Here is a 12,359-nt window from a genome sequence, read left to right on the forward strand (position 1 = left end):
AGAGAGGGTGCGATGAGAAATCTGCTTCAGATATTCATGGTAGTGTTGTTTCAGTCTATTGCTTGTTATCTGGCTGGATGGTTAGTTACGGAGGTGGTATTCATTGGTGCAACTATGCTCTTATGGCAAGGATTGTTCATCTATTTGTTTTATAAAATATCTAAGAATAAAGGCAGTGTTGAACCCTACACATACAACAGGGTAGTTTGGTATGTGATAATGCCTATATGTTCACTGGCTCCTCCTCTTGTTACTTTTTTTGTATTCATTGTGGGTACATTGATGGATTTATATAAGGTTAGCGGGTGTATAAGCATCAAAGAGTGGCTTGAAAAAAACAAAGTAGATGGCGCCCACTCTATAAATAATGACTTTGAATCCGTGGACTTTGATAATGTTAATTATAATCCGGAAAGTAATTATCCAATGGGTTGGAAGCGTTAGATTGAGTTGTAGGATTTCATAGTCAGTTTCATGGTTGTGTATGGATATAATATTTAGTTTTATGGAGATAAACAATGCGAGTGTTCTATGGGATGTTGGGAGTTTTTGTTTTCCTGTCGTGTACCTTGAGTGTAAGGGCTAGCGACGACTACTACACTAACTTAAAAAAAGATGCGAATTCTGGAAACGCATTAGCTCAATATAAGCTAGGTGCAATGTATTTGGTCGTATCTGGTGATTATAAAAAAGCTTTTTATTGGACTAATAAGTCGGCGATTCAGGGTAATTCAGATGCCCAAAATAACCTAGGTCTGCTCTATTATTATGGGCAAGGTGTTGATAAAAATATAAAAAAAGCAGGCTATTGGTGGGGGAAGGCAGCAGATGCAGGGAATGCATCTGCTCAGAATGACTTGGCAATGCTTTATAAAAATGGATTATTGAAAGATGCCCGTTGTGATAAAATAATGGATTTGCTTAACTCCTCAGCTCAAAAAGATTTTGAGTTGGCATATTTGAATATTGGAAACCTGTATTCTACAGGTGAGTGTGTTAATAGGGATATGCACGAGGCGGTGATCTGGTGGGAGAAAGCATCCATTAAAAATAACGGACAGGCTGAGTTTAATTTGGCAGGGGCTTATATGAGAGGTGATGGTGTATTTCCAGATTCTGGAATGGCAGATATCTATTTGAAAAAATCATGCTCACATGGATATGCAGGAGCGTGTGATTTACTTAAAAAATAACATTCATTATTAATAATCTCCCCGCCTTTAGTTAAATGATGTCATCCTAGTGTTTTGTAACGGATGACATTAAATCAATTGCTTTCTGAAATCATGGTCGCTATACATATAGACCAACCTCTATGAGGCTAATATGAGTTTTAATGCTAAGGATATGACCCAGGGCGGTCAGATCGCGAGCATGCGTATCCGTATGTTCAGTCAAATTGCCAATATCATCGTGTACTGTCTCGTCATTCTCTTCGGCATCATTGTCGCGATTACGCTGTCGGTTAAACTGACCTGGCAGACGTTCGTGAACGGCATGGTTTATTACTGGTGTCAGACGCTGGCCCCCATGCGCGATATTTTTAAATCCCAGCCTGTCTATACCATCCGTTATTACGGCCATGAGCTGAAGTACAACGCGCAGCAAATACTGCAGGACAAATATATCCAGTGGTGCGCCGACCAGGTCTGGACGGCCTTTATTCTTGCTGCCATCATCGCGGCCGTGGTGTGCGTTATTACCTTCTTTGTCACCACCTGGATTCTGGGCCATCAGGGTAAGCAGCAGAGTGAGGACGAGATAACGGGAGGGCGCCAGCTGACTGACGACCCGAAAGCGGTGGCGAAAATGCTCAGGCGCGACGGTCTCGCATCCGACATCAAAATCGGTGAGCTGCCGCTTATTAAGGACTCGGAGATCCAGAACTTCTGTCTGCACGGTACCGTCGGGGCCGGTAAATCAGAAGTTATCCGCCGTCTGATGAACTACGCCCGCCAGCGTGGCGATATGGTCATCGTGTATGACCGTTCCTGTGAGTTCGTCAAAAGCTACTATGATCCGGCCACAGATAAAATCCTTAACCCGCTGGATGCGCGCTGCGCTGCATGGGACCTGTGGCGGGAGTGCCTGACGCAGCCTGACTTCGACAACGTTTCCAACACGCTTATTCCTATGGGCACGAAGGAAGACCCCTTCTGGCAGGGGTCGGGACGTACCATCTTTGCCGAAGCCGCTTATCTGATGCGCAACGACAAGGACCGCAGCTACAGCAAGCTGGTCGACACGCTGCTTTCCATCAAGATTGAGAAGCTGCGCTCGTACCTGAAAAACTCCCCGGCGGCGAACCTGGTGGAAGAGAAAATCGAGAAAACGGCCATCTCCATCCGCGCCGTGCTGACCAACTACGTCAAGGCTATCCGCTACCTGCATGGCATCGAAAATAACGGCGAGTCATTCACCATACGCGACTGGATGCGCGGCGTTCGTGAGGATGGTAAAAACGGCTGGCTGTTTATCTCCTCCAATGCTGACACCCACGCTTCCCTCAAGCCGGTTATCTCCATGTGGTTGTCCATCGCCATTCGCGGGCTGCTGGCGATGGGGGAAAACCGTAACCGCCGCGTGTGGATCTTCGCCGACGAGCTGCCTACCCTGCACAAGCTGCCGGACCTGGTTGAGATCCTGCCGGAGGCGCGTAAGTTTGGCGGCTGCTACGTCATTGGCATTCAGTCCTACGCCCAGCTGGAAGATATTTACGGGCAGAAGCCGGCGGAAACGCTGTTCGACGTGCTGAACACCCGTGCCTTCTTCCGCTCGCCGTCGCGCAATATCGCCGAGTTCGCCGCTGGCGAAATCGGTGAAAAAGAAATCCTCAAGGCGTCCGAGCAGTATTCCTACGGTGTGGACCCGGTACGCGACGGTACCTCGGTCGGCAAGGACATGGAGCGCGTCACCCTGGTGAGTTACTCCGACGTCCAGACGTTGCCGGATCTCTCCTGCTACGTCACGCTTCCCGGACCTTATCCTGCCGTGAAAATGGCGCTGAAGTATCAGCAGCGTCCAAAGGTGGCACCGGAATTCATTCCGCGCACCATCGACGGGAAAGCGGAGGAACGCCTGAATGCCGCGCTGGCTGCACGTGAACATGAATCCCGCAGCATCGCCATGCTCTTTGAACCGGATGCCGATGTTGTCGCGCCCGCGCCCCGCGCTGCAGACGCGGCATCCGTAGCAGGTGCGGCAGGCGCCGGCGGTGTGGAGCCTGAGCTGAAGACAAAGGCGGAAGAGGCAGAGCAGCTGCCGCCCGGCATCGATGAAAGCGGTGAAGTAGTGGATATGGCGGCATGGGAGGCGTGGCAGGCGGAGCAGGACGAACTGTCTCCTCAGGAGAGGCAGCGTCGTGAAGAAGTGAACATCAACGTTCACCGGGCGCCTGAAAAGGATCTTGAGCCGGGAGGATACATCTGATGATGAGCATCGGATCGGTAAAATCCGCCGGCAGCGCGGGCAATTATTACACCGACAAGGACAACTACTACGTTATCGGTAGTATGGGCGAGCGCTGGGCCGGAAAAGGGGCTGAAGCGCTAGGGCTCAGCGGCGGGGTGGACCAGAAGGTCTTTACGAAGGTTCTGGAGGGACGCCTGCCGGACGGCAGCGACCTCAGCCGGACTCAGGACGGGGCGAACAAACACCGTCCGGGCTACGACTTCACCTTCTCTGCGCCCAAAAGTGTCTCCGTGATGGCCATGCTGGGAGGCGACAAGCGTCTTATTGAGGCACACAACCGCGCGGTGGAGACCGCCATTAAGCAGATAGAGGCAATGGCCTCCACGCGGGTTATGACGGAGGGCAGGAGCGAGACGCAGCTGACCGGCAACCTGGTGATGGCGCTGTTTAACCACGATACCAGCCGCGACCAGGAGCCGCAGCTGCACACCCACGCGGTGGTGGCCAATGCCACTCAGCATGGCGATGAGTGGCGAACGCTCAGCAGCGACAGGGTGGGTAAAACCGGGTTTATTGAGAATATCTACGCCAACCAGATTGCCTTTGGCCGCCTGTATCGTGCCGCGCTGAAGGATGACGTCGTGGCGATGGGCTATGAGACTGAGACGGTCGGCAAACACGGCATGTGGGAGCTGAAGGGCGTACCGACGGAGCCGTATTCCAGCCGCAGCAGGACCATCAGCGAGGCGGTCGGGGATGACGCGTCCCTGAAGTCCCGCGACGTGGCGGCGCTCGATACCCGCCAGTCGAAGCAGAAGGTTGACCCCGAACAGCGCATGGCCGAGTGGATGCAGACCCTGAAAGAGACGGGGTTTGACATTAAAGCCTACCGTGAGGCGGCAGACCTGCGGGTTGTGCAGGGGAATATTCCCGCAACGACGCCTGAAGCCATTGATATTAACAGCAGCGTCGGGCAGGCCATCGCGATGCTGAGCGACCGGCGGGCGCGGTTCACGTATTCCGAACTGCTGGCCACCACCCTCGGGCAGTTGCCCGCGCGGCCGGGCATGGTGGAGATGGCGCGTGACGGCATCGATGCGGCGATAAAAAATGAGAAGCTCATCCCGCTGGATAAAGAGAAGGGGCTGTTTACCTCGAACATCCACGTGCTGGATGAGCTGTCGGTGTCGGCGATGACCCGCGATTTACAGCGGACGGGGCAGGCTGACATTTTTCCGGATAAAAGCGTGCCCCGCAGCCGGTCATACAGTGATGCCGTGAGCGTTCTGGCCCAGGACCGTCCGCCCGTGGCGATCATTTCGGGTCAGGGCGGGGCGGCCGGTCAGCGTGAGCGCGTGGCGGAGCTGACGATGATGGCGCGCGAGCAGGGGCGTGACGTGCAGATTATCGCCGCCGACAGGCGCTCGCGCAGCGCCCTTATGCAGGATGAGCGCCTCAGCGGCGAGCATATCACTGACAGGCGGGAGCTGACGGAGGGCATGACCTTTACGCCCGGCAGCACGCTGATTGTGGACCAGGGGGAGAAGCTGACCCTGAAAGAAACGCTCACGCTGCTCGACGGCGCGCTGCGCCATAACGTCCAGCTGCTGATAGCCGACAGCGGCCAGCGCACCGGGACCGGCAGCGCCCTCACCGTCATGAAGGAGGCGGGAGTGAGCACGCTCGCGTGGCAGGGCGGTGAGAAGACGCAGGTCTCGGTTATCAGCGAGCCTGACCGGCGGCAGCGGTATGACCGCCTGGCCGCTGACTTTGCCCGAAGCGTCCGCGCAGGTGAACACAGCGTGGCGCAGGTCTCAGGTCCGCGCGAGCAGGCCGTACTGGCAGGCGCTGTCCGCGAGGCGCTTAAGGTGGAAAAGGTGCTGGGCGAGCGGGAGGTCAGCATCACCACTCTGGAGCCGGTCTGGCTCGACAGCCGCCATCAGCAGGTGCGCGACCACTACCGGGAGGGGATGGTCATGGAGCGCTGGAATGCCGAAGAGCGTAGCCGGGAACGCTTTGTCATTGACCGCGTGACGGGCCGCAACAACAGCCTGACGCTGCGTAACGCCCAGGGTGAGACGCGGGTGACCCGCCTGTCTGAACTCAACAGCAGCTGGTCGCTTTACCGCACCGGCACGCTGCAGGTGGCTGAAGGCGACCGTCTGGCGGTGCTGGGCCAGGCGCAGGGGACGCGGCTGAAGGGGGGCGATACGGTGACCGTTAAGGCGCTCGGGGAAGCGGGGCTCGTCGTCAGCCTGCCGGGGCGTAAGGCGGACGTGGTCCTGCCCGCCGGCGACAGCCCGTTTACCGCCGCGAAGGTGGGTCAGGGCTGGGTGGAGTCGCCGGGCCGCTCGGTGAGCGACAGCGCCACGGTCTTTGCCTCGCTGTCGCAGCGCGAGCTGGATAACACCACGCTGAACAAACTGGCGCTCAGCGGCAGGGCGGTGCAGCTCTATTCCGCACAGACGGCGCAGAAAACGACGGAGAAGCTGTCGCGTCAGTCTGCCTGGAGCGTCGTGTCTGAACAGATTAAGGATGCGGCGGGGCATGACAGGCTTTCTGATGCCCTGGCGCACCAGAAGGCCGGTCTGCACACGCCGGAGCAGCAGGCTATCCATCTGGCCATTCCGGTGCTGGAAGGGAACGGCCTGGCGTTCACGAAGCCGCAGCTGATGGCCGCCGCGAAAGAATTTGAGCAGGACAGCCTCAGCCTGCAGACCATCGAAAAGGAGGCGGACCGTCAGATACGCAGCGGCGCCCTGCTGTCGGTGCCGGTATCGCCTGGAAACGGCCTGCAGCTGCTGGTCTCACGCCAGTCGTACAACGCGGAGAAAAGTATCCTCCGCCATGTGCTGGAAGGAAAGGGGGCCGTCACCCCGCTGATGGATAAGGTTCCGGACGCGCAGCTGGCGGGCCTGACCGACGGGCAGCAAAACGCCACGCGCATGATACTGGAATCCCCCGACCGCTTTACCCTGATGCAGGGCTACGCGGGCGTGGGTAAGACCACTCAGTTCCGGGCGGTCATGTCGGCCATCGGCACGCTGCCGGAACGCGAGCAGCCGCGGGTTATCGGCGTGGCCCCCACGCACCGGGCGGTGAGCGAGATGCGCGACGCGGGCGTGCCCGAAACGCAGACGCTGGCGGCCTTTATTCACGACACGCAGCAGCAGCTGCGCGGTGGCGAACGACCGGACTTCAGCAACGTGCTGTTTCTCGTGGATGAAAGCTCGATGGTCGGCAATGCCGACATGGCGAAAGCTTACAGCCTGATTGCCGGCGGCGGCGGTCGCGCGGTCTCCAGTGGCGATAGCGACCAGCTGCAGTCCATCGCGCCGGGTCAGCCCTTCCGCCTGCTGCAGGCGCGCAGCGCCATCGACATGGCGGTGATGCAGGAGATTGTGCGCCAGACGCCGGCGCTGAAGCCCGCCGTCTACAGCCTGATTGACCGGGATATCGGCAACGCCCTGACGACCATTGAGCGCGTGGCCCCGGCACAGGTGCCGCGTAAGGCCGGGGCCTGGCAGCCGGAGGGCTCTGTGGTGGAGTTCAGCCGTGAACGGGAGGAGGCCATAGCGAAAGCCGTGGCGGCCGGTGACCTGATGCCTGGCGGGCAGCCGGAGACGTTACTGGAGGCCATCGTGAAGGACTACACGGGACGTACGCCAGAGGCGCAGGCGCAGACCCTTGTTATCACCGCCCTGAATGCCGACCGCCGTCAGGTGAATGCCATGATTCATGATGCCCGTAAAGGTGCCGGCGAGGTGGGTGAAAAAGAGGTCACGCTGCCGGTCCTTACACCTGCCAATATCCGCGACGGGGAGCTGAGGCGCATGGCTACGTGGGAGGCATCCCGCGACAGCCTGGTCCTGCTGGACAGCACGTATTACAGCATTGAGGCGCTGGACGGGGAGGCGCACCTGGTGACGCTGAAGGATGCGCAGGGCAACACCCGCAGCCTGTCGCCCGCGCAGGCGGCGACAGAGGGCGTCACGCTCTACCGTCAGGACACCATCACCGTGTCGGAAGGCGACCGGATGCGCTTTTCGAAAAGCGACAACGAACGGGGCTTCGTGGCCAACAGTGTCTGGACAGTCAGTGAGATAAAAGGTGACAGCGTCACGCTGTCAGACGGAAAACAGACCCGCACGGTCACCCCGTCAGCGGAGCAGGCAGAGCAGCACATCGACCTGGCCTACGCCGTCACCGTCAACGGCTCTCAGGGGGCGAGTGAGCCGTTCTCCATCTCCCTGCAGGGAACGGAGGGCGGACGCAAGCAGATGGTGAGCTTTGAGTCAGCCTACGTGGCGCTGAGCCGCATGAAGCAGCACGCCCAGGTCTATACCGACAACCGGGATAAGTGGGTGGCCGCGATGGAGAGGTCGCAGGCAAAAAGCACGGCGCATGACATTCTCGAGCCGCGCGGCGACCGTGCGGTCGCGAATGCCGCCTGCCTGACGGCGACGGCAAAGGCGCTGGGTGAGGTGCCTGCCGGTCGCGCCGCGCTGCGCCAGGTCGGGCTGCAACCGGAGGGCTCTATGGCGAAATTTATCTCGCCCGGGCGTAAGTACCCGCAACCCCATGTGGCGCTGCCGGCGTTTGACCGCAACGGGAAATCCGCCGGCGTCTGGCTGAGCACCCTGACCTCCGGCGACGGGGTGCTTCAGGGGCTGGGAGGTAAAGGGCGGGTAATGGGGCGGGAGGATGCGGCCTTCGCGGGCCTGCAGGTCAGCCGGAACGGTGAGTCGCTGCTGGCGCGGGATATGGAGGAGGGCGTGCGGCTCGCGCGGGAGAATCCGCAGAGCGGCGTGGTGGTGCGGCTCGCAGGTGAGGCGAGGCCGTGGAACCCCGGCGCCATTACCGGCGGTCGCATCTGGGTGGACAACCTGCCTGACAGTGCCGGCACCCGGCCCGGGGAGGCGGTTCCGCCGGAGGTTCTGGCACAGCAGGCGCTCGAGGCGCAGCAGATGCGCGAGATGGAGAAGCGCGCTGAAGAGTCGGTGCGCGAGATGGCCCGCAGCGGAGGCCGGCCGGCCGGTGGTGACGACGTCGCCGTGCAGAATGTGGTGCGGGAGATGGACCGGGGGAAAGAGACGGCCCCTTCCCCCCTCACGCTGCCGGAAGCGCCGGAAGAACGCCGCCGGGATGAGGCGGTGTCTCAGGTGGTGCGCGAGAGCGTGCAGCGGGACCGCCTGCAGCAGATGGAGCGCGAAACGGTGCGAGACCTTGAGCGTGAAAAGACCCTGGGAGGCGACTGATATGCGTGCTGAAAAGCATCCGCTGTTCCCTCTTGTGGTGGTGGCCGACTGCTGGCTGCAGCGTCTGCTTGTGTGGACGCCGGGCCAGACCGACCTTATCAAAACCGTGGCGCTGCTGCTGATGGTGGCCGACCACATCAGCATGCTGTGCGGACTGGATAATGACTGGCTGCGTCTTGCCGGTCGGGGAGCGTTTCCGCTCTTTGGCCTGGTCTGGGCCATGAACCTCGCCCGCCATCCGCAGATTCAGCAGCGCGCCCTGAACCGGCTCTGGATATGGGCGGGTGTGGCGCAGGGCGGCTGGATACTGGCCGGGCTGCGCCCGGACCTGGGCAATATCCTGTTTGCCTTTGCGGTCAGCGGACAGGCGCTGGCGCTGATGCAGCAGCACGGGCCGCGCGCGTGGCCGCTGTCCCTGATGCTGGTTCTGGCCTGGCTGCCGTTATCAGAGGGAAGCTACGGGCTGGCGGGGGTAATGATGCTGATGCTGGCCTGCGGCGTCTGTATGACGGGCAGGCGCACCACGCGCACGGGGCTGGCACTGTGTCTGGCGCTGGCGATACTCGCGCTGAATGCTGCGGACAGCCCCGCCTTTGCCATCGCGGGTCTGGTAATACCCGGCATAACCCTGACGGTGCTGAGCCGGACCTGTTGCCGCGTGCCGCGGTTCTGGCCGCGCGAATTTTTCCCGCTGTTCTACGCGGTGCACCTCGCCGTCATCGGACTGATGGTGATGTGATATCTGCCGTGTCAGAATAGGGTCAGTCAGGGGAGTATACGTGAAACAGATTTATCCGGAGGCAGGATGACAGAGCAGGGGCGCCCCACGCTGACGCTGCGCCGCAAAGCGGAGCCAGAAGGTCAGCGTGCTGTTAACAACAGTGAACCGGACGGTGCGGGGCCGGGCCGGGTCACGCGTAAAAAGACAGTGGTGGTGAACACGACGCCTGCCTGGAAGGTCAGGAAGCAGGCGGTGGATGAGAGCGCGAAAAAGGCGCAGGCGGACGAGAAGGCCGCCCGAAAAGCAGAGAAAGCCCGGATGTGGGCAGAGCGACAGGCGCAGGAGAGGGAGGCCATGCGGGCGGCCAGGCGCAAACCTGCCCCGGAACCGGTGTACCGGAAGGTCATGCCGCTTGCGGACGCGCTCGCGCTCCTGGATCGTTGCTGGCCGGCCCTGGTGACGGACGGCCAGCCGCAGCTCCTGGCGGTCAACATCCGGGAGGCGATGGTCAATGACATTCGCCGGCGCGGGCTGGAGGTTTCCGTGAAGACGCTGAAACGCTGCCTTGCCGCAGTCACCCGCTCGGATGCGTATCTGGGCGCCATGACGGTGGGCGCGTGGCGTAAAAACCTTGCCGGACAACCGGTCGCACCGGTGAGCGAGGAGGAGGCGGCGTATGCCGTGGAGCGCAGGGCTCAGGAGCATGCTAAACGACAGCGCAGGGCGGTCAGAAGCGTCGCCACCCGTGCACGGAACGAACTGATAACAACCGAGAAGAGAAAAACACAGGATGAACATGAATAAAACCCTTTCAGTCATGCTTGCCGCTGGCCTTCTGGTCTCCGGCATGGCGGGGGCAGCAGAGAAACCTGCCGCTGCCTTTACCCCGGAGCAGGAAGCCCGCATTGGTGAAATCGCGAAAGACTACCTGCTGGCTCATCCGGAAGTGCTGGTTGAGGTCAGCCAGAAGCTGCAGGCTCAACAGCAGGAGAAGCAGCAGCAGGCGATGACGGCCGCCGTGGTTCAGAATCAGGCAGCGCTGCTGAACGATAAAGGCACGCCGTCATATGGGCCCGCTGATGCGAAAGTGACGGTCGTTGAATTCTTTGATTACCAGTGCATCTACTGTGCCCGCCTGGCGCCGGAACTGGAGAAAGTGATAAAAGCTAACCCGGACGTGCGCTTTGTGTTCAAGGAATTCCCGATATTTGGCCAGCGCTGGCCGGCGTCGCTCAGCGCGGCGAAAACCGGGCTTCAGATCTGGAAGCAGAAGGGGGCCGATGCTTACCTTAACTATCACAACGCGATTTACGCCACCGGCCACAACGAGGGTAAGCTGACCGATGCTGATATCAGCGCGGCCGCAAAAGCCGTGAAGTTCGATGCGAAAACAGCCCCAGATGTTCAGGGAACCCTGGATGGCATAAACACACTTGCGCAGCAGCTGGGCTTCAGCGGTACTCCAGCCCTGGTGGTTCTCCCGTCAGCCGGCGCCAGCGCTGATAACGTGACGGTTATCCCTGGATACACCAGCGCGGAGGCCCTGCAGCAGGCCATCAGTCATGCTGCCGGCGATACCAAAAAATAATCAGGCGTCCGCCACCTGATACCGCTAAAAGAGACTGACGCCTTCGCCGTGCTCAGTTGTCCAACCCCGGAGAAGGGTAAAAGCAAGTTTTCCCCGTCTCCGGCGTTTCTGGTTAACACATCCGAACAGTATTTCTGAGGTTATTTAATGCGTAAGTTCACCTTTCGCCAGCTGGCCGTGTCCGGTCTGGTATGCCTTTCGCTGAGCTGTATTCAGCCCGCAGCAGCGGCACCCTCCGTACAGGTCGGCTTTTCACCTGAAGGCAGCGCGTTGCAGCTGGTCCTTAAGACGATTGAGTCAGCACAGCAGGAAATTCGGCTGATGGGCTACTCATTTACGTCTCCGGAGGTGGTTACTGCGCTTGTCAGGGCAAAACGTCGTGGTGTGGATGTGAAGATAGTGCTTGATGAAAAGGGCAACCGGAGCAAAGCCAGCCAGGCGGCGATGAACGTCGTGGTGAACGCGGGAATTCCGCTGCGCACCAACGGTCGCTACGCCATCATGCATGACAAAGTCATTATTGTTGATAATCATACAGTTGAGGCTGGTAGCTTTAACTACACTCGCTCTGCTGCATCGAGGAATAGCGAGAATGTGCTGGTGATTAATGAGGTGCCGGAAGTGGCACAAACCTACCTTCAGCACTGGCAGTCGCGCTGGGACGGAGGAACTGAGTGGCATTCTTCATACTAAGTTGCATCGTCATTTGATCCGAAATCTACCTCTATCCTGGTGAACCATGCGCCAACATGGCTCACACTTACGCGTAAAGTTAAGTCGCTGATTTCACGAATCTGTAGTATCCTCTGCGAAACGATCCTTGTTTGATCCTTGAGGAGGCAGAGATGTCGCAGGTCGAAAATGCAGTAACTTCCTCATCGAAAGAAAAGCGTTCTTACCGAAAAGGTAATCCGATGACTGCTTCTGAGAAGCAGTTAGCGGCTGTAGCCCGAAAGCGGATTACACACAAAGAAGTGAAAGTCTTTATCCGTAACCCTCTTAAAGATCGCATGATTGCGCTGTGTGATCAGGAAGGGATAACTCAGGCCCAGTTCATTGAAAAACTCATCGAGCGGGAACTTAGTGAACAGGGGCTGCTGAAGTAAAGACTTTACTTTTTGATGTTCAATGCTAGATTACTGATCGTCTGAAGAATTTTGGCTGGCCACGCCGTAAGGTGGCAGGGAACTGGTTCTGATGAGGTGTCTACCCGGAACCAGAAAAGCAAAAACCCCGATAATCTCTCTAATCTTGGCGGGTCAGGAGATTAACGGGGCCTACTTAAACTGTATAGAAGCTGTTGCTCTATGCAGGGAGTATAGTTTTATGCTCAGAAAACTGCAATACCTTCTGTGCTCAGTGCTCCTTCCGTGCAACATAA

The 12,359-nt window shown here is 58.7% G+C and carries 9 protein-coding genes and 1 pseudogene; 9 read left to right on the forward strand and 1 reads right to left on the reverse strand.

Annotated features, from left to right (window positions below):
* The first annotated feature begins 12 nt into the window (after positions 1–12).
* From ACG1VR_RS00390 to ACG1VR_RS00430, 9 genes are all read left to right on the forward strand, one after another.
* The gene (locus ACG1VR_RS00390; RefSeq protein ID WP_395488827.1) at positions 13–444 is read left to right on the forward strand and encodes an entry exclusion protein; all 432 of its coding nucleotides are present in this window, start codon (positions 13–15) and stop codon (positions 442–444) included.
* A 74-nt stretch (positions 445–518) separates the two neighbouring features.
* Positions 519–1,193, forward strand: a complete 675-nt coding sequence (locus ACG1VR_RS00395; RefSeq protein WP_016247525.1) for a tetratricopeptide repeat protein — start codon at positions 519–521, stop codon at positions 1,191–1,193.
* Between the two features lie 133 nt (positions 1,194–1,326).
* Positions 1,327–3,429 carry a type IV conjugative transfer system coupling protein TraD gene (traD, locus tag ACG1VR_RS00400; protein ID WP_395488828.1) on the forward strand — a complete coding sequence of 701 codons (2,103 nt, stop codon included), beginning with the start codon at positions 1,327–1,329 and terminating at the stop codon, positions 3,427–3,429.
* Positions 3,429–8,669 carry a conjugative transfer relaxase/helicase TraI gene (gene traI / locus ACG1VR_RS00405; RefSeq protein WP_395488829.1) on the forward strand — a complete coding sequence of 1,747 codons (5,241 nt, stop codon included), beginning with the start codon at positions 3,429–3,431 and terminating at the stop codon, positions 8,667–8,669. The genes traD and traI overlap by 1 nt, the downstream gene beginning before the upstream one ends.
* 1 nt (position 8,670) lies before the next feature.
* Positions 8,671–9,408 carry a type-F conjugative transfer system pilin acetylase TraX gene (traX, locus tag ACG1VR_RS00410; RefSeq protein WP_395488830.1) on the forward strand — a complete coding sequence of 246 codons (738 nt, stop codon included), beginning with the start codon at positions 8,671–8,673 and terminating at the stop codon, positions 9,406–9,408.
* 66 nt (positions 9,409–9,474) lie between these two features.
* On the forward strand, positions 9,475–10,194 hold the full coding sequence (locus ACG1VR_RS00415) for a fertility inhibition protein FinO (protein WP_395488831.1): 720 nt from the start codon (positions 9,475–9,477) through the stop codon (positions 10,192–10,194).
* Positions 10,187–10,978 (forward strand): DsbA family protein, encoded by a 792-nt coding sequence (locus ACG1VR_RS00420; protein ID WP_182930700.1) that lies wholly within the window; start codon positions 10,187–10,189, stop codon positions 10,976–10,978. Before ACG1VR_RS00415 ends, ACG1VR_RS00420 begins: the two co-directional genes overlap by 8 nt.
* A 147-nt stretch (positions 10,979–11,125) precedes the next feature.
* Positions 11,126–11,671 carry a phospholipase D family protein gene (locus tag ACG1VR_RS00425; protein WP_395488832.1) on the forward strand — a complete coding sequence of 182 codons (546 nt, stop codon included), beginning with the start codon at positions 11,126–11,128 and terminating at the stop codon, positions 11,669–11,671.
* 152 nt (positions 11,672–11,823) lie between these two features.
* Positions 11,824–12,084 carry a replication regulatory protein RepA gene (locus ACG1VR_RS00430; RefSeq protein WP_166712764.1) on the forward strand — a complete coding sequence of 87 codons (261 nt, stop codon included), beginning with the start codon at positions 11,824–11,826 and terminating at the stop codon, positions 12,082–12,084.
* 25 nt (positions 12,085–12,109) lie between these two features.
* On the opposite strand, the pseudogene ACG1VR_RS00435 reads toward ACG1VR_RS00430, so the two are convergent.
* Positions 12,110–12,228: pseudogene (locus tag ACG1VR_RS00435) on the reverse strand (replication protein RepA).
* Positions 12,229–12,359 lie beyond the last annotated feature (131 nt).

It is taken from the genome of Cedecea davisae, from assembly GCF_044095835.1.
In the GTDB taxonomy this organism is placed as follows: domain Bacteria; phylum Pseudomonadota; class Gammaproteobacteria; order Enterobacterales; family Enterobacteriaceae; genus Cedecea; species Cedecea davisae.

What these genes read in the sequence shown, in the direction of transcription:
- ACG1VR_RS00390 (WP_395488827.1), top strand. Translation starts at nt 13, where the DNA reads ATGAGAAATCTGCTTCAGATATTCATGGTAGTGTTGTTTCAGTCTATT.
- ACG1VR_RS00395 (WP_016247525.1), top strand. Translation starts at nt 519, where the DNA reads ATGCGAGTGTTCTATGGGATGTTGGGAGTTTTTGTTTTCCTGTCGTGT.
- traD (WP_395488828.1), top strand. Translation starts at nt 1,327, where the DNA reads ATGAGTTTTAATGCTAAGGATATGACCCAGGGCGGTCAGATCGCGAGC.
- traI (WP_395488829.1), top strand. Translation starts at nt 3,429, where the DNA reads ATGATGAGCATCGGATCGGTAAAATCCGCCGGCAGCGCGGGCAATTAT.
- traX (WP_395488830.1), top strand. Translation starts at nt 8,671, where the DNA reads ATGCGTGCTGAAAAGCATCCGCTGTTCCCTCTTGTGGTGGTGGCCGAC.
- ACG1VR_RS00415 (WP_395488831.1), top strand. Translation starts at nt 9,475, where the DNA reads ATGACAGAGCAGGGGCGCCCCACGCTGACGCTGCGCCGCAAAGCGGAG.
- ACG1VR_RS00420 (WP_182930700.1), top strand. Translation starts at nt 10,187, where the DNA reads ATGAATAAAACCCTTTCAGTCATGCTTGCCGCTGGCCTTCTGGTCTCC.
- ACG1VR_RS00425 (WP_395488832.1), top strand. Translation starts at nt 11,126, where the DNA reads ATGCGTAAGTTCACCTTTCGCCAGCTGGCCGTGTCCGGTCTGGTATGC.
- ACG1VR_RS00430 (WP_166712764.1), top strand. Translation starts at nt 11,824, where the DNA reads ATGTCGCAGGTCGAAAATGCAGTAACTTCCTCATCGAAAGAAAAGCGT.